Raw genomic sequence first — 16,093 nt, 5'->3', positions numbered from 1 at the left:
CGGACTTGGCTGGACAAGGAGATCCACTATGGGCCTTTTCGACAACGCCGTTCCGGGCGGCAATATCACCAAACCCCTGATGATCGCGCTCGGCGCGCTTTTGGTCGGCAAGATGCTGAGCGGCAGAAGCGAAGAGGCGGCCATGCCGCAAGCGCCGGCGCCGACGCCCGCGGGAACCGACGCGTCCGCCGATGGCGGCCTGCTCGGCGGTCTCGGCGGCCTGCTCGACAAGCTGAAGAATGCCGGCCATGGCAACGTCGCCGACTCATGGGTCGGCACCGGCCAGAACCAGTCGATCAACCCGGGCGATCTCGGCTCGGCGCTCGGCCCAGCGGTGATCCGCGAAATCGCGCAGCGCACCGGTATGAACGAGCAGGAACTGCTGCAGCAGCTCTCCACGGCGCTGCCCGGCATCGTCGACAAGCTGACGCCGAACGGCCAAGTGCCGCAGAACCATCAGGTCGCCTCGGCCTTCAACAGCTAAACGTCTGGATAAGATGGAAACGCTGCGTGCCACGGCGCGCGGCGTTTTCTTTGGGGGATGCGAAGAGGAAATCTGGAGCGGGTAGCGGGAATCGAACCCGCATATTCAGCTTGGAAGGCTGCTGCTCTACCACTGAGCTATACCCGCGCCCTGCACTGAGGTACCGGATTCACCCGAAAAGCGCCATGCACTTTCGGTCCGAGACTTTTCGTTTCAGGGCTTCCGGGCCGGCAGTGGTGGAGAGGGTTGGATTCGAACCAACGTAGGCTAAGCCAACGGATTTACAGTCCGTCCCCTTTAACCACTCGGGCACCTCTCCAGTCTGCCGCCGGAGCCATGCAACGAGGCATTTTCGCCGATCCGAAGCCCGAGTAAGATCTTCTCCGAAATCAGCGAAGCGCCTTATGGCGGCAAGGCCGGTGGGTGTCAACCGGCGCGGCGAGGGTTTTTCGAGGATGTCCGGCATTCATGTCTTCAGCCCATATCCTTAGCCGGACGGGACGGCTATAGAAGCCGCCATGAGCGACGATAAAAGCAACAAGCCCGGCACGCGCAAGGACACCCACTACGCCAAGCTGAGGCGCGCGCACCGCGACCAGAAAGCGGGCGGGCCGCCGGCATTCCGGCCGCGCCAGCCGATGCAGCCGGGCGACGCGCCCGCCGACGGACTGGTGCGGCTTTACGGCCTGCACACGGTGCGGGCCGCGCTCGACAATCCGCGCCGCAGGATCAGGAAGATGCTGGTGACCCGCAACGCAGCCGAGCGGCTTTCGATCGGCGACCTTGCCGCCCTGCCCTTCAAGGCCGAACTGGTCGAACCGAAGGACATCGACAGGATCACTGGGTCCGACGCCGTGCACCAGGGTGTGCTGATCGAGGCGGAGCCGCTCAAGGCCAAGCGCCTCGACGCTCTCGGCGACACAAAGCTGGTGCTGGTGCTGGACCAGGTGACGGACCCGCACAATGTCGGCGCGATCCTGCGCTCCGCCGTCGCCTTCGGCGCCGGCGCGCTGATCACAACCGCCCGCCACAGCCCGCAGGAATCCGGCGTGCTGGCCAAATCCGCCTCCGGCGCGCTGGAGCATATCGACCAGATCGAGGTGAAGAACCTCGCCGATGCGCTGGGTCAATTGCACGAGGCCGGCTTCCAGACCATCGGACTCGATTCCGAGGGGCCGGCAGAGCTCGAGAAGACCTTCGACGGCGAGAAAATCGCGTTGGTGCTGGGCGCCGAAGGCAAGGGCCTGCGCCAGAAGACCCGCGAGACGGTCGCCGCGCTCGCTCGCCTCGACATGCCGGGCGCCATCCACTCGCTCAACGTGTCGAACGCGGCAGCGGTGAGCCTCTACGCGGCGAACGCATTCCTGAGGCGCTGAACCCGGATCGGTCCCTGGGCATCGAAGCGAAAACGGGTTCCGGCGAGCAACGCAGGAACCCGTTCTCTGACAGGAAAAGAGCAGGCGGCGTGGGAACGTTGAGCCGCCGTCCCCTCACCTAAGCCGCCTTGCCCTTGGCTTGCGTTGCTTCCGCGCCAACCTCATGCGCCGCCATCCGCTCCAGCGCCCTGACCAGCGCCGAGTGATCTTCGCTGGACCCGCCATTGGCGGCGCAGGAATTGAACAGCTGCTGTGTCGTTGAAGTGTTGGGCAGCGACACGCCCAGCGCCTTGGCGCCTTCCAACGCCAGATTGAGGTCCTTCTGGTGCAGTTCGATGCGGAAGCCCGGCGCGAAGGTGCGCTTGATCATGCGTTCGCCATGCACTTCGAGGATGCGCGAAGCGGCGAGCCCGCCCATCAGCGCCTGCCTGACCTTGGCCGGATCGGCGCCGGCCTTCGAGGCAAAGACGAGAGCTTCGCCGACCGCTTCGATAGTCAATGCCACGACGATCTGGTTGGCGACCTTGGTGGTCTGGCCGACGCCGTTCGGGCCGACCAGCGTGATGTTCTTGCCCATCTTCTCGAACACCGGCCTGGCGCGTTCGAATGGCTCTTCCTCGCCGCCGACCATGATGGTCAGCGACGCCGCCTTGGCGCCGACCTCGCCGCCAGACACCGGCGCGTCGAGGTAATCGCAGCCGAGCTGGTTGATCTTTTTCGCGAATTCCTTGGTCGCGATCGGCGAGATCGAGCTCATGTCGATGACGAGCTTGCCCTTCGACAGACCGGAGGCAACGCTGTTCCCGCCGAACAGCACATCGGCGACCTGCGGGGTGTCAGGCACCATGGTGATGATAATGTCGGCGGCCTTGGCCACCGCGTTGTGGCCGGAAACGGTCTTCAGCCCCTTGGCGACGAGATCGGCCGGCGGTTTCGAGCGATGGTCGCTGGCGATGACCCTGTAGCCGGCGTCGAGAAGATGTCCCGCCATCGGCGCGCCCATGATGCCCAGTCCGATGAAACCGATGGTTTCCATTGATGTTCTCCCGTCGCAATTGTCGAGGTCGCGTTCCTTCGCGCCCCTCTCTGTCCTGCCGGACATCTCCCCCACGAGGGGGGAGATTGGCAGCTTCGGCGCCGGCTCTTAAGCCGCGGCGCTTCCCTGCCCGGCGAATCTGCTGAACCAGCCGAGCCCGGCTTCCGTGCCGGCCTTCGGCTTGTACTCGGCGCCGATCCAGCCGGAATAGCCGAGGCGGTCGATGTGGTCGTAGAGGAAAGGATAGTTGATCTCGCCCGTCCCCGGCTCGTGACGGCCGGGATTGTCCGCAAGCTGGATATGCGCGATGCGGCCGAGGTTCGCCTCGATGGTACGGGCGAGATCCCCCTCCATGATCTGCATGTGATAGATGTCGTATTGCAAATAGATATTCTTCGAGCCGATGCGGTCCATCAGCGCCAGCGCTTGGTCGCTGAAGTTGAGGAAGAAGCCCGGTATGTCGCGGGTGTTGATCGGCTCGATCAGCAGCCTGATCCCGGCCTGCTCCAGCTTCTCGGCCGCGAAGGCGAGATTGTCGGCAAAGACATTCTCGAACACCGTGCGGTCAGCCCCTTGCGGCGCGATGCCGGCCAGGCAGTTGATCTGCTCGCAGCCCAGCGCATGGGCGTAGCTGATCGCCTTGGCGACGCCCTGGCGGAATTCCGGCACGCGGTCCGGCAGCACGGCAATGCCGCGCTCGCCCTTCGCCCAGTCGCCGGCCGGCAGGTTGAAGAGAACCTGGCTGAGGCCGTTCTTCTTCAGGCAAGCCGCGACGACGTCCGGCGCATGATCATAGGGGCCGATATATTCGACGCCCTTGAAGCCGGCGCGGGCCGCGGCGTCGAAGCGATCGAGGAACTCATGCTCGCCGAAGAGCATCGAAAGATTGGCTGAAAAACGCGGCATGCTTTTTCTCCTTCGCCCGCCTGAACTCAATCCAACATCATGATGGCCGTCGGCGCATCCTCGTTGCGTTCGGCAAGTTCCTCGAACTCGGTGATCTTGTCGATTTCCGTGCCCATGGAAATGTTGGTGACGCGCTCGAGGATGAATTCGAGGACGACCGGAACCTGGTGCTCCTTCATCAGCCGCTGCGCTTCCTTGAAGGCGGCGGCGAATTCCTCGGGCTTCTTCACGCGGACCGCCTTGCAGCCCATCGCTTCGGCGACCGCGATATGGTCGACGCCGTAGCCCGCCTCCGGATCGCCTGCACGGTTGACGTTCTCGAAGGCGAGGCTCACCTCGTAGTCCATCGAAAAACCCCGCTGCGCCTGGCGGATCAGGCCGAGATAGGCGTTGTTCACGACGACGTGGATGTAGGGCAGCTTGTGCTGCGCGCCGACGGCCAGTTCCTCGATCATGAACTGGAAGTCGTAATCGCCGGAGAGCGCGACGATATCGCGGTCCGGATCGGCGGCGCGCACGCCGAGCGCCGCCGGCAGCGTCCAGCCGAGCGGGCCGGCCTGGCCGCAATTGATCCAGTTGCGCGGCTTGTAGACGTGCAGGAACTGCGCGCCGGCGATCTGCGACAGGCCGATCGTGGTGACATAGGTGGTGTCGCGGGCGAATGCCTTGTTCATCTCCTCATAGACGCGCTGCGGCTTCAGCGGCACCTGCTCGAAATGCGTCTTGCGCTTCATCGTCTTCTTGCGCTGCTGGCATTCCTTCGCCCAGCCCGACCAGTCGCGCAGCTTGCCGGCGGTGCGCCATTCGGTGGCGACGTCGAGCAGGATCTTCAGCGCGGCGCCCGCATCCGAGACGAGGCCGAGATCCGGCGCGAAGACGCGGCCGATCTGGGTGGGTTCGATGTCGACATGGATGAATTTCTTCCCCTTCGTGTACACATCGACCGAGCCGGTGTGGCGGTTGGCCCAGCGGTTGCCGATGCCGAAGACGAAGTCAGATGCCAGCATCGTGGCATTGCCGTAGCGGTGCGAGGTCTGCAGGCCGCACATGCCGGCCATCAGCCGATGGTCGTCGGGGATCGCGCCCCAGCCCATCAGCGTCGGGATGACCGGCACGCCGGTGACTTCGGCGAACTCGATCAAAAGATCGGAAGCGTCGGCGTTGATGATACCGCCGCCAGCGACGATCAGCGGCTTTTCCGCTTCGTTGAGCATCGAAAGCGCCTTTTCGGCCTGGGCGCGCGTCATCGCCGGCTTGAACGGAGCGAGCGGCTCATAGGCGTCGATGTCGAATTCGATTTCGGCAAGCTGCACGTCGACCGGCAGGTCGACCAGCACCGGCCCGGGCCGCGACGAGCGCATCAGGTGGAACGCCTTCTGCAACGCCATCGGCACCAGATAAGGCTCCATGACGGTGACCGCCCATTTGGCGACGGGTGCGGCGATCGAAGCGATGTCGACGGCCTGGAAATCCTCCTTGTTGAGACGGGCGCGCGGCGCCTGGCCGGTGATGCAGAGGATCGGGATCGAGTCCGCCGAGGCCGAATAGAGACCGGTGATCATGTCGGTGCCGGCCGGACCGGAGGTACCGATGCACAGCCCGATATTGCCGGCCTTGGCCCTGGTATAGCCCTCGGCCATGTGCGAGGCGCCCTCGACATGGCGGGCGAGCACGTGGCGTATGGTACCGCGCGCCTTCAGTGCCGAATAGAGCGGATTGATCGCCGCGCCGGGCACGCCGAAGGCATTGGTGATGCCTTCCTTTTCGAGAACGAGAACCGCTGCGTCGACAGCACGCATCCTGGCCATGACAAGCCTCCATTTCGTTGGTTGGCTCGACAATGCCAGTGCGCCTTTGATTTTTCAATTTTTTCAGAATATTTTTTCATTTCTAGAAAACCCCTCTTGTTAGCTGATTTTATTTTGTTTTTCGTTTTCCAGAAAATCCACCGCGACGATCACTGAAAAACTTTTTCATTGCATCCGGCGTCAACTCGGCGAGAATGACAGGCATGGAAACGACGGAAAAACGCCAGCGCGGCCGGCCGCGCGCCTTCAACGGCCCGTCCGAAGCGGCGTCGGTGCAGTCGCTCGACCGGGCGCTGCGGATCCTCGCAATCGTCGCCGAGGCCAGCGGGCTGTCGCTCAGCGAAATCGCGGCGCAAAGCGGCATTGCCGCCTCCACCGCCTATCGCATGCTGACGACGCTGGAAAACCACGGCATGGTCGAGTTCGATACGACCGACCAGCTCTGGTCGATCGGCGTTGAGACCTACCGCATGGGCGCGGCCTTCCTGCGCCGGCGCAAGCTCGTCGACCGCGCCCGCATCGTCATGCAGGAACTCATGGAAGAGACCGGCGAAACGGCCAATCTCGGCGTCGCCGAGGACGATTGCGTCGTCTTCGTAAGCCAGGTCGAGACGCACCAGGCGATCCGCGCCTTCTTCCGGCCGGGCACGCGCAGCCCCTTCCATGCTTCCGGAATCGGCAAGGCGGTGCTGGCGCATCTCGAACCGGAACGGGTCGCGATCATCCTGCGCAAGGCGGGCCTACAGCGCTATACCGACAAGACGCTGTCCGACATCTCGGCGCTGGCACACGACCTCGCGACCATCAAGCGCCGCGGCTGGTCTGTCGACGACGAGGAGCGCCATCCTGGCATGCGCTGCGTGGCCGCCGCCATCTTCAACGAGTATGGCGAGCCGATCGGCGGCGTTTCGGTGTCCGGGCCAACGGTGCGGGTCACGCCCGAGCGACTGGCCGAGATCGGTCCGCTGGTGCGCGACGCCGCGGTCGAAGTGACGAAGATGATCGGCGGCGGCAAAGCGTTCTGACTAGGAAGCGCCCGGCAAAGCGCTCTTGGCCGATATGTCGAAGAAATCGAGCAGGATGGCCAGGCCGACGCCACAGGCCGCCAAGATGAGGCCGGCGATGAATATGCGACTGGCGCGGTCATGAATGCTTCGCTGCAGGGATTTGATGTCGAGCAGAATGGCCAGAGCCCGGATCTGCAGCGCAATGCCGACCAGGATCGGCAGGACGGCAATCAGATGGTAGGTCTGCCATGGGATCGGGTTGGCCGCCCAATGGGTGATGAAGCCTAGCGAGAACGCCAGCAGAATGCCGACGATGGTGATGGTGCCGTTGCGGAAAACCGGTTCGACCCGTTCTTCCTTGGGATCCTGATTGTCCAAGCCACCCTCCCCTCGATTGGCGTCCAAGCCAGACTAGACGCTTGCAAAATCGCTGTACATCGGTGGTTGCTGCGCAAGAGCCGGCCGGCCACTGCCGGGCCGGACGCAGGGCTGTCTTGCCGCGGCGTTTGAATGCATGCGAAAGGGCATGGATGCGGAAAACAGCTTATCTCCTATCCGCCGCCTCGCTTTGCGGATGCGTGGCGACGACACCGCCGCCGACAGCACCCGTCGGCAGCCCCAGCAGCAACCAACAGGTCGATCCTATTCCGATTTCGCTGGCCCTGGAGGAGATCATCACCGCCGGCGTCCGCCAGCACCTGAAAAGCCCTCTCGCCGCAAAGTTCGGAACGATGCTTGCCGGAGAGCGCACGCTGAACGGCCGCGACGAGACCGTGGTGTGCGGCTATGTCGACGACAAGGGCTCTCCCGGCGGCAGCGAACCGTTCATCGGCAAGATTTATCCCGATGCCGGAAACAGCTTTGAACTCGTCGCGATAAACGACGCTTCAGTCAGCGGCGCCTGCCGCATGGCGGGATTGGCGTTGCCCGAGCAGAAACCCAATTCCTAAGAACGCTGTCCGCCTCAAACCAATCGGGCGGACGCATAGCGCTCGAACGCAAGAAAAGGGGCGCGTACTGCCCCTTTTGCTGTCGTTGATTTGGCTCCCTTAGAGCCTGCAATAACGCGGGCCGTCGTAGCTCATATAGGTGTCGGTGCGCTCGTCGTAGCTGGCGTAGCGGGCGTAGCAGCGGCGGACGTGGATCGAGTCGTAGCCGTCGTCTTCGACATAGACGGTGCGGGGCTGCTGGGCGAGCAGGCTGCCGAGCACGAAACCGCCGACGCCGGCGGCGATGCCGATGCCGAGCTCGCGGCGGTGATGATGGTCGTGGGCGGCCGAAGGCTGGACGGTGCCGACGAGCGAGCCGGCGGCGACGGAGGTGGCGATGAGGCCGGAAACGATGGTGCGCTTGAACATGACGATCTCCTGGGTTTCGGTGGAGAGGCGAACCATCCGCCTCTTGATCATGGGTCGCAGCAAGCCGAAAAAAGGTTCGAAGATTTTTCGAGATTTTTTCGCCGACGATTTTCGCGGCCTTTCTCCCGCCTCCGACTGCCGATCGCCCGAAATGCAAAAAAGGGCGGCCCGAGGCCGCCCTTCGAAGACAAATGGTCTTCTCGTCAAAGGAAGATGATCACCTTGCCGTGGTGGTGGTGATGATGATTGTGGTGCCACCACCACCAGGGCTTGCCGTGATGATTGTGGTGATGATGGTTATGGTGGTGATGATGATGATTGCCATGGGCCGAGGACGTTTCGACCGTGGCGGCGAGCGCGCCGGTGGCAACGAAAACGGCGACGAGGCCGGACGTAAGGGTACGCTTCAACATGATGATCTCCTGGATCCTTGATCGAGGCGACCATTCGCCTCTCGGGAGATCAGTCGTGGCGAAGCGGCAAAAGGTTCGAAGGATCGAGTGAGTAGTCAGTAGTCGGTAGGAGCCTGCAGGGCTGGCGACAAATACTCACTACTCACTATCGACTACTGACTACTCACTCTATCCCATCCCCGTGACATGCCTCAGCCAGAAGGCCAGCACGATAAAGCCGACGAAGGTGGCGACGCCGGTCCAGTCGATATTGGCCTTCTTCAGATCGCTGACGACCTTCACCAGCAGAAGCCAGGTCACGACGATGAGCGGCAGGATGATGACGAATCTGATCATGCGGCACCCCGTTCGATGCGATTGCACCTGAGCAAGATGTAGGAAGCGGCGCGACGCTTTTCAGCATGCCGGCTTAGCGCCGGATCCATTAGCAAGCCGAAACGGAGTTTTGTCTTTACTGGCGCACGAAATATGCTACCGGAGCGCCATGCCCTTGTAGCTCAGCTGGTAGAGCAGCGGTTTTGTAAACCGAAGGTCGCGGGTTCGATCCCTGCCGGGGGCACCAGAAAGTCAGTCTTCCCCGCAAATCTAAACGCGGCACTTGAGCTGGCGGGCTCGTTCAATCGCCTAACACTTTGCAAAGCCGCTATCTTTTTCAACGCCGGGGGTTAAGGGGTATACGCAGGGGTAACGTGCCGCCCTAGCCAAGGCTTGTGACACTCGCGCAAATCATCAAGCGAAACGATGCGAAATCCGGCATGCAAAGTTTGGCATGCAAGCGAGCGTCGTTGCTAATCGGCCGTCCGAAGCCTATGCTTTCGATATCGGTCGCCAGGCACGTACGGATGCAGCCGACAGTGAGAGGAAAGTGCTCTTGCCCGCAACGGGAGAAGAGCCATGCCTCAATCCACTTTTCGCAACCACGTACTGAAATCCCTCGCCCGTGACGATTTCGCCCTCTTGCAGCCGTCGATGCATCACGTCGAACTGGGCATCAGAGAACAGCTAGAGGTCGCCTATCAGCCGATAGAGCAGGTGTATTTTCCCGAGACGGGGATCGCTTCGGTAGTCGCTACCATGACTAGGGGGCGCCAAAGCGAAGTCGGCATCATCGGCCACGATGGTATGACGGGTGTTACGGTCATTCTCGGCCAGGAGAGCTCTCCCAACGAGACCTATATTCAGATCGCTGGCCAGGGCTGGTGCCTGCCGGTTGAAAATCTTCGCGCGGCCCTCGCAAAAAGCCCGACCCTTGGCCGATCGTTGCTTCGCTATGCCAACGCCTTCCTCATCCAGGCCTCCCGGACCGCGCTGGTCAACGGCCACTCGAAGATCGAGGAGCGACTGGCTCGGTGGCTGCTCATGGTCCACGATCGCTCTTCAGGAAGCAAGATTTACCTGACGCACGAATTTCTGGCGACCATGCTTGGCGCCCGGCGCCCAGGGGTCACAACGGCCCTGCAAATGCTTGAATATCGGGGGCTGGTCCAAGCCAGACGCGGCGAGATCACGATCGTCGATCGCAGCGGACTGATTAAGCTCACACACGGTGCCTATGGCGAGGAAGAGCAACGCCATTTCGACGTTGTCTCCGGCTGATTGTCCGGAAGCGTACATATGCTTGATGGCCGCTGAAAATAGGGCGTAAATCACGTTGGTTTGGGTTCAGGGAGGAACTCGCAATGACCAACGCTTTTCACAGCGTCACGGTTGAAAAGGCGACCGAGGCCTATGTCCTTTCCAGGGGTCGAGCCCGGTTCCTTTCCATCTCACAGGCAATCCGCGCCATCCGGACACTTATGCCTGCCTGCAGAACCAGCGACCACGAGTTGGAGGGTATGTTGGCGGCGGCCTGCATCGTTCACGGCATCCCCGTGGCCTTCGACGCAACGATGGCCGAGGGCGAGGAAATGCGGCTCCATTCGTAGGGTCGGAGATGCTCACGATCGCCCAGACAGCCATTTCGTCGGACGTTCGGCAGGCGATTGTCCGTTACCTGATCGATAAGGTCGACGACACGAGCATTTCGATCGCCGACTCTGTCCATGCCGTGAGAGAGATGTTCCCACTCTGCGAGCTGACGGATTGGCAACTTGGCGATCACATCGCACGAGCCGCGATCGACGCAGGATTTGCGGTTGAATTCGACGCCGAGGTTCCCTGAATGAAGACAATGGCGGGCGCATATCTGGATCACCTTTTGGAGTGCCCCTTTTGCGGGACGATCCGCCTCCAGATCCCGGCCGACGCCCAGCCTTCAACGCCAATCAGATGCGCTGATTGCGGGCAATATCTCGGCACATGGGACGATTTGCAGACCGATTTTGAGTCCCAGGGGGGCAATGACGGAATATTCCGTCTCGACAAGGGGCGCATCCTGAAACTCGATTAGCGCCCGCTCATCAAGCGAACCTTGCATGCTGGGACCTTTCCTGAGGGCTCACATCCCAATCGCCGACACCAAAATCCGGTTTTGCCTTCGCACCGCCGCGCGCAACTCCGGTATCCTCGCTTCGTCGCGCTTGACGAACTCGATGAACATCATGTTCATGTTGTTGAAGATCAGCTCTCCCACCGCCGGCCCGTCGATGTCCGGCCGCACTAGGCCGATCTCCTGCAGCCGCGCCATCAGGGCGCTTATCTGCTCGGTTAGCGCGCGGTCGAGCGCCGTGTAGGCCTGGCCGAAGGGGCTGTCGGGCAATTGGGTCGAGATCGCCATCGCCTGACGCCACATCTCCTTGCTCAGATAATTCAGCGAGTGCTCGATATAGATGCCGATCAGCGTGTCCAGCGCGTCGCCGACATTGGCCGGGGGGCTGGCGACCACCCCTCGCCCGGCATTCAGCACCTCGTTGACTTCCATCGACACGATGGCGCCGAGGATGTCGCCCTTGTTCTGGTAGTAGTTGTAGATGGTGCCGATCGAGACTTCAGCCTGTGCGGCGATCGCTTCGATCTTGGCGCCTTCATAGCCGGCCTCGCGGAAAAGCGCCGTCGCCGCATCGATGATGCGGCGGTGCCGGTCCGCCTTCTGCCGTTCGCGCAATCCGCTCATACCAGCCTCTCTGCTACAAATCATAATTGACTCAATTTTAGAATTGGTTCAACTTTTCTTCCAACAAGCCAGCAAAGGCAGGGAGAACACTCGATGACCGTCAATGCCCGGACTCCGCTTTCCATTCTGAAGTCCCGTCTAGCAGCCGCCTGCGCGGCCGCGGCGCTGCTCGTCGCGGCCGGCGGCGCTGAGGCCGCCGATCTCAACGCGCTGATCTGGTGCGATCATTCCGATCCGGCGCTGCTGCAGCCCTTCGAGGAGGCCAACAACGTCAAGGTCAACGTCAAGGAGTTCGAGGGCACCGGTGCAGGTCTCGCAATCGTCGAGCAGTCGCAGCCGGGTGACTGGGACGTGATGGTGATCGATTCTATCGACGTGCCGCGCGGTGTCGAAAAGGGCCTGTTCGAGCCGCTGCCTGAGGACGAATTGCCCTTCGCCGACCTCTTCCCGGAAGTGAGGATGGACAAGTCCACCGTCGTCGACGGCAAGCGTTACGGCATCACCGAAAAGTTCGGCTACAACACGATCGGCTTCAACAAGACCAAGGTCGATCCGGCCGACATGCAGTCGCTGGCCTCGCTCACCAGCGACAAATACAAGGGCAAGGTCGCGATCTACGACTATTACCTGCCGGTGATCGGCATGGCCGCTTTGGCCATCGGCAAGAAGACCGCCGAGCTCACCGAAGCCGACCTGCCGGCGCTCAAGGCCGAGCTTCTCAAGATGAAGGCCAATGCCAAGCTCGTCGGCGAAGTCACCGCCAGCCAGACCGCCCTTGCAACCGGCGAGGTCGACATCCTGGTCGGCGGCGGCGAATGGGTGACGGCCGGCCTTGCCAAGGAGAACCCGGCGCTCGACTTCTCTATCCCGAAAGAAGGCGCTGTGCTGTGGTCGCAGTCGCTCGCCATGTTCAAGGATTCCAAGAACAAGGACATGGCGCTGAAATTCATCCAGTACATCATGAGCCCGGGGGGCCAGGCGCGGCTTGCGACCTCCTCCTGCTACTGGGGCATGCCGTCGAACAAGAAGGCGGCGCTGAGCGACGATCAGAAGAAGATCCTGCGCTTCGACGAGCAGCCCGGCTTCCTCGCCCGCGCCCAGGCCTATCCGGCGCCGAACGCCGATCTCGACAAGAAGATGCAGGACATGTGGACCGAGATGCTGCAGGCGCAGTAAATCGGCCGATGGCATCCGCGGGAAACAATTCGCGTGCCCTGCCCTGGGCGCTGGTCACGCCGGCGCTGGCATGGACATGTGCATTCTTCGTGCTGCCCTTCATCGCCATGGGGTTTTCCAGCCTCACGGCGCATGAAGGCGGCGGCTTCACTTTAGCCAATTACAGCCAGTTCTTCACCGACCCGTCCTACTGGCGGGCGATGGTCAACTCGCTGGAGGTCACGGCAACCGTCACCGTGATCTCGATCCTGCTCGCCTATCCCTTTGCCTGGATCCTTGCCGAGATGGTGCCGGAACGGTGGCAGCGGCTGGCGCTGATGCTGGCCGTGCTGCCATTCTGGACCTCCTATGTCGTGCGCTCCTATTCCTGGCTGCTGGTGCTGGCGCAGAACGGCGTCATCAACCGGGCGCTGACCGGCATCGGCCTGATCGGCGAACCGCTCCAGCTCGCCAACACGCGCTTCGCTACCGTCACCGGCTTCGTGCATTTCTTCGTCATGCTTCTGACGCTGACGATCTTCGCCAATCTCAAGCAGCTCAGCCCGAGCTACCGCAAGGCTGCCGCCGATCTCGGCGCCGGGCCGGCGCGCACCTTCCTGCATGTCGTGCTGCCGCTGACCTTGCCGGGCATCATGGTCGGCGCCTTCCTGACTTTCGTGCTCTGCATCGGCGACTACATCACGCCGCAGATACTCGGCGGCAACAACGAGCTGCTCATGCCGCAGCTCGTCATGATGCAGATCGGCCGCCGCGGCGATTTCCCGCTGGCCTCCGCGCTGTCGATCATCCTGATGGCCGTCGTCACCATCGCCTATCTCGCCTGCGCGCGCTGGCTGAAGATCGAGCGGGCCTGATCATGCGCGCTGCCGTCCGCCTCGCCGCCTGGGTCTACGCCATCGCCGTCTATGGCTTCATCTTCCTGCCGGTGGTCGTGCTTGTGCTGTTTTCGCTGCAGGCGACCTCCTTCCCCATCCCGCCCTTCACCGGCCCGTCACTGCGCTGGTACCAGGCGGTGCTGTCCGATGCGCGGCTCACCTCGGCATTGGTCAATTCGCTGCTGGTGGCGGTGCTCTCCTCGCTTGCTTCGGTCACGCTCGGCTTTCTGTCGGCCTGGGGTTTTGCCCGTTTCGTGCTGCCGGGCTCGGCCATCCTGCGCGGGTTGATCACGCTGCCGCTCACCGTCAGCTACCTCATCATCGGCATGGGCCTGCTGGTGCTGTTCAACTGGGCCGGCGTGCCGAAATCGCTGCTTGCGGCCGGCATCGGCCATGTCGTGATCAACCTGCCGCTCTGCTTCGCCATCATCTACAGCCAGATGGGCGATCACCAGATCAACATCGAGCGCGCCGCGCGCGACCTCGGCGCCGCCGAGTGGAAGGTGCTGCTCATGATCACCGTACCGGTCATGGCGCCGGCGATCTTCGCAGGCTTCTTCCTGTCGATGACCTTCTCTTGGGACGAGTTCGTCATCTCCTTCCTGCTCACCCGTTTCGAGACGACGCTGCCCGTGGAAATCTGGAACCTCCTGCGCTCCGGCCTCAATCCCAAGACCAATGCCGTCGGCTCGCTGGTCTTTGCCGTCTCCATCGTCCTGGTGGTGTTTTTCGAACTGACGCTGTTGCGGAGAAAGCCGGCATGAGCGCGCCCTTGGTCGACATCCGCAACGTCTCGCACCGCTTCGGCCAGCTCCCGGTGCTGAAGAACGTCTCGCTGGCGATCGAGCCCGGCAGCTATACGATCCTGCTCGGCCCGTCCGGTTCCGGCAAGACGACGCTGCTTTCGATCCTCGGCGGCTTCGTCAATCCAAGCGAGGGCAAGGTCTTCATTCGTGGCCAGGATTGCACCGCGGTGCCGCCGGCCAAGCGCCCGACGACCACCGTGTTCCAGGACTATGCGCTGTTTCCGCATATGAGCGTCGGCGGCAATGTCGGCTTCGGGCTGCGCATGCAAGGCGTCGACGGCGCGACCCGAGCGGCGAAGGCGCGCGAGGCACTTGCGCTTGTCGGGCTGGCGGCCGCCTTCGACAAGAAGCCGCATCAGCTTTCGGGTGGCCAGCGCCAGCGCGTGGCGCTCGCCCGCGCGCTGGTCATCGAGCCTGCGGTGCTTCTGCTCGACGAGCCGCTCGGCGCGCTGGACCTGAAGCTGCGTCGGCAGATGCAGGACGAGTTGAAGGCGATCCAGAAGCGCGTCGGCACCGCCTTCATCCATGTCACCCACGACCAGGAAGAAGCGATGGCGCTGGCCGACCATTGCGTGGTGATGAATGACGGACGCATCGAGGACGAAGGCCCGCCCGAGCAGGTCTATGCGCGGCCGGCGACGCGTTTTTCCGCTACCTTCATGGGCGAGAGCACGATCCTTGCCGGCACAGTCACCGAGGCGAGGAACGGGATCGTCAGGGCCTCGACGGCGGTGGGGCCGATTTCACTGCCCGGCGCGTCGTCTGCCGGCGCCCCGGTCGCGCTCGCCATTCGGCCCGAGCACCTGGTTCTCGGCGAAGTAAAAAGCGATGTCGCGCTGGGCACGGCCAAGGTCGGCGATGTCGTCTTCCAGGGCAGCTTCAAGCGCGTGCTGGCCACCTCGATGCTGGACCCGGCATTGCAGTTCGTCGCCAAGGCTCCCGCTTCCGCCACCGTTCAGGCAGGCGACACGATCCCGGTTTCATGCAACGCTCAAGACATCATCCTGCTGGCGGACTGATCCATGGGTATGCTTCCGGTCATCGAGGCTCCGGACTGGTACGAAACCATCCGCATGGGCGACGGCGTCACGCTCATCCATGAGCCGTGGATAAAGCCGTTCTTCCGCTGCAACATCTGGCATGTGCGCGGGCGCGACCGAGACCTGCTGTTCGATACCGGCCTCGGCCATTTCAGCCTACGGCACCATGTTCCGCTGGTGAGCGAGCGCAAGCTGACCTGCGTCGCCAGCCACACGCATTTCGACCACATCGGCTGCCATCACGAATTCCCCGATCGCTGCGTGCATTCGGCCGAAGCCCAAATCCTTGCCGATCCGCGCAATGAATGGACGGTCGCCGACCGTTACGCCAATGAGGAGATGTTCGATGGCGCGCCGGCAGGCTGGGATACGGCGCGCTACCTGATCCTGCCGGCACCGGCGGGCCGGCTGCTCGAGCACGGCGATGTCGTCGATCTCGGTGACCGCGCCTTCGAGGTCATCCACACGCCTGGACATTCGCCCGGCGGCATCGCGCTTTACGAGAGAAGGACCGGCATCCTGCTGTCGGGCGACATCGTCTATGACGGGCCGCTGATCGACGACGTCTATCACTCCGATATTCAGGATTATGTCGGGACGCTGCTTGCTATCCGCGACCTCGACGTCTCGGTCGTGCATGGCGGCCATTTTCCGAGCTTCGGCAAGGTACGCTACCGGCAGCTCATCGACGAGTATGTTGCGGGCAAGCGCAAGACCGGCTGCCACCTGCGGAGGTGAAGGAGACCGACGGCGGAC

Annotated in this window: 21 protein-coding genes and 3 tRNA genes; 15 read left to right on the top strand and 9 right to left on the bottom strand. The window is 62.7% G+C overall.

Annotated features, from left to right (window positions below; all coding sequences use genetic code 11):
- Window positions 1-28: 28 nt before the first annotated feature.
- Entirely contained in the window at window positions 29-484 is a 456-nt protein-coding gene (locus FJW07_RS28225; RefSeq protein ID WP_140859527.1) for a YidB family protein, read from the top strand.
- Window positions 485-557: 73 nt separating this feature from the next.
- On the opposite strand, the gene FJW07_RS28220 is transcribed toward FJW07_RS28225, so the two are convergent.
- Both FJW07_RS28220 and FJW07_RS28215 read right to left on the bottom strand, forming a co-directional pair.
- Window positions 558-631, bottom strand: a tRNA-Gly gene (locus tag FJW07_RS28220).
- An 87-nt stretch (window positions 632-718) separates the two neighbouring features.
- A tRNA-Tyr gene (locus tag FJW07_RS28215) sits at window positions 719-803 on the bottom strand.
- A gap of 199 nt (window positions 804-1,002) precedes the next feature.
- On the opposite strand from FJW07_RS28215, the gene FJW07_RS28210 reads away from it, so the two are divergent.
- Window positions 1,003-1,860 carry an RNA methyltransferase gene (locus FJW07_RS28210; RefSeq protein WP_140859526.1) on the top strand — a complete coding sequence of 286 codons (858 nt, stop codon included), beginning with the start codon at window positions 1,003-1,005 and terminating at the stop codon, window positions 1,858-1,860.
- A 118-nt stretch (window positions 1,861-1,978) separates the two neighbouring features.
- On the opposite strand, the gene FJW07_RS28205 is transcribed toward FJW07_RS28210, so the two are convergent.
- The 3 genes from FJW07_RS28205 to gcl form a co-directional block, all read right to left on the bottom strand.
- Window positions 1,979-2,896, bottom strand: coding sequence for a 2-hydroxy-3-oxopropionate reductase (locus FJW07_RS28205; RefSeq protein WP_140859525.1), 918 nt, complete (start codon window positions 2,894-2,896; stop codon window positions 1,979-1,981).
- 108 nt (window positions 2,897-3,004) lie between these two features.
- Window positions 3,005-3,802, bottom strand: coding sequence for a 2-oxo-tetronate isomerase (gene otnI / locus FJW07_RS28200; protein ID WP_140859524.1), 798 nt, complete (start codon window positions 3,800-3,802; stop codon window positions 3,005-3,007).
- A 26-nt stretch (window positions 3,803-3,828) separates the two neighbouring features.
- Entirely contained in the window at window positions 3,829-5,610 is a 1,782-nt protein-coding gene (gene gcl, locus FJW07_RS28195) for a glyoxylate carboligase (RefSeq protein ID WP_140859523.1), read from the bottom strand.
- A gap of 203 nt (window positions 5,611-5,813) precedes the next feature.
- Here gcl and bhcR point away from each other — a divergent pair, with 203 nt between their 5' ends.
- Window positions 5,814-6,635 (top strand): HTH-type transcriptional regulator BhcR, encoded by an 822-nt coding sequence (bhcR, locus tag FJW07_RS28190; protein ID WP_140859522.1) that lies wholly within the window; start codon window positions 5,814-5,816, stop codon window positions 6,633-6,635.
- On the opposite strand, the gene FJW07_RS28185 is transcribed toward bhcR, so the two are convergent.
- Entirely contained in the window at window positions 6,636-6,995 is a 360-nt protein-coding gene (locus tag FJW07_RS28185; protein WP_140646967.1) for a hypothetical protein, read from the bottom strand. It abuts the gene before it with no gap.
- A gap of 200 nt (window positions 6,996-7,195) precedes the next feature.
- Here FJW07_RS28185 and FJW07_RS28180 point away from each other — a divergent pair, with 200 nt between their 5' ends.
- Window positions 7,196-7,567: a hypothetical protein gene (locus FJW07_RS28180; protein ID WP_246680887.1), complete on the top strand. Its 372-nt coding sequence runs from the start codon at window positions 7,196-7,198 to the stop codon at window positions 7,565-7,567.
- A 99-nt stretch (window positions 7,568-7,666) separates the two neighbouring features.
- Here the strand turns inward: FJW07_RS28180 and FJW07_RS28175 are convergent, their stop codons facing one another.
- The gene (locus FJW07_RS28175) at window positions 7,667-7,975 is read right to left on the bottom strand and encodes a BA14K family protein (protein ID WP_140859521.1); all 309 of its coding nucleotides are present in this window, start codon (window positions 7,973-7,975) and stop codon (window positions 7,667-7,669) included.
- 191 nt (window positions 7,976-8,166) lie between these two features.
- Between FJW07_RS28175 and FJW07_RS31830 the strand changes: the two genes are divergently transcribed.
- A complete protein-coding gene (locus FJW07_RS31830) occupies window positions 8,167-8,409 on the top strand; it encodes a hypothetical protein (RefSeq protein WP_181182741.1) in 243 nt (80 codons plus the stop codon).
- Between the two features lie 147 nt (window positions 8,410-8,556).
- On the opposite strand, the gene FJW07_RS28165 is transcribed toward FJW07_RS31830, so the two are convergent.
- Complete coding sequence (locus FJW07_RS28165; RefSeq protein WP_095767587.1) at window positions 8,557-8,724, bottom strand: hypothetical protein; 168 nt, start codon at window positions 8,722-8,724, stop codon at window positions 8,557-8,559.
- 150 nt (window positions 8,725-8,874) lie between these two features.
- Here FJW07_RS28165 and FJW07_RS28160 point away from each other — a divergent pair.
- The 5 genes from FJW07_RS28160 to FJW07_RS28140 all read left to right on the top strand — a co-directional run bounded on the left by FJW07_RS28160 (window position 8,875) and on the right by FJW07_RS28140 (window position 10,777).
- Window positions 8,875-8,950 (top strand) — tRNA-Thr (locus FJW07_RS28160).
- A gap of 332 nt (window positions 8,951-9,282) precedes the next feature.
- Entirely contained in the window at window positions 9,283-9,984 is a 702-nt protein-coding gene (locus tag FJW07_RS28155) for a Crp/Fnr family transcriptional regulator (protein WP_140707643.1), read from the top strand.
- Window positions 9,985-10,067: 83 nt separating this feature from the next.
- Window positions 10,068-10,313, top strand: a complete 246-nt coding sequence (locus tag FJW07_RS28150; protein WP_140657593.1) for a hypothetical protein — start codon at window positions 10,068-10,070, stop codon at window positions 10,311-10,313.
- Between the two features lie 8 nt (window positions 10,314-10,321).
- Window positions 10,322-10,549, top strand: coding sequence for a hypothetical protein (locus FJW07_RS28145; protein WP_140707641.1), 228 nt, complete (start codon window positions 10,322-10,324; stop codon window positions 10,547-10,549).
- Window positions 10,550-10,777 (top strand): hypothetical protein, encoded by a 228-nt coding sequence (locus FJW07_RS28140; RefSeq protein ID WP_246672495.1) that lies wholly within the window; start codon window positions 10,550-10,552, stop codon window positions 10,775-10,777.
- Window positions 10,778-10,825: 48 nt separating this feature from the next.
- Here FJW07_RS28140 and FJW07_RS28135 read toward each other — a convergent pair whose 3' ends face one another.
- On the bottom strand, window positions 10,826-11,440 hold the full coding sequence (locus FJW07_RS28135) for a TetR/AcrR family transcriptional regulator (protein WP_140859519.1): 615 nt from the start codon (window positions 11,438-11,440) through the stop codon (window positions 10,826-10,828).
- A 93-nt stretch (window positions 11,441-11,533) separates the two neighbouring features.
- Here FJW07_RS28135 and FJW07_RS28130 point away from each other — a divergent pair, with 93 nt between their 5' ends.
- The 5 genes from FJW07_RS28130 to FJW07_RS28110 are packed head-to-tail and all read left to right on the top strand — an operon-like array spanning window position 11,534 to window position 16,075.
- On the top strand, window positions 11,534-12,616 hold the full coding sequence (locus FJW07_RS28130; protein WP_140859518.1) for a spermidine/putrescine ABC transporter substrate-binding protein: 1,083 nt from the start codon (window positions 11,534-11,536) through the stop codon (window positions 12,614-12,616).
- 8 nt (window positions 12,617-12,624) lie between these two features.
- Window positions 12,625-13,470 (top strand): ABC transporter permease, encoded by an 846-nt coding sequence (locus FJW07_RS28125; protein WP_140859517.1) that lies wholly within the window; start codon window positions 12,625-12,627, stop codon window positions 13,468-13,470.
- A gap of 2 nt (window positions 13,471-13,472) precedes the next feature.
- Window positions 13,473-14,255 (top strand): ABC transporter permease, encoded by a 783-nt coding sequence (locus FJW07_RS28120; RefSeq protein WP_140829687.1) that lies wholly within the window; start codon window positions 13,473-13,475, stop codon window positions 14,253-14,255.
- Window positions 14,252-15,316 (top strand): ABC transporter ATP-binding protein, encoded by a 1,065-nt coding sequence (locus FJW07_RS28115; RefSeq protein ID WP_140859516.1) that lies wholly within the window; start codon window positions 14,252-14,254, stop codon window positions 15,314-15,316. The genes FJW07_RS28120 and FJW07_RS28115 overlap by 4 nt, the downstream gene beginning before the upstream one ends.
- A gap of 3 nt (window positions 15,317-15,319) precedes the next feature.
- Window positions 15,320-16,075, top strand: a complete 756-nt coding sequence (locus tag FJW07_RS28110; RefSeq protein ID WP_140859515.1) for an MBL fold metallo-hydrolase — start codon at window positions 15,320-15,322, stop codon at window positions 16,073-16,075.
- Window positions 16,076-16,093 lie beyond the last annotated feature (18 nt).

Origin of the sequence: Mesorhizobium sp. B3-1-9 (assembly GCF_006439595.1) — a bacterium.
Classification (GTDB): Bacteria; Pseudomonadota; Alphaproteobacteria; order Rhizobiales; family Rhizobiaceae; genus Mesorhizobium.
The sequence above is the reverse complement of the archived record's forward strand: the minus strand, read 5'-3'. Positions and strand labels throughout refer to the sequence as shown.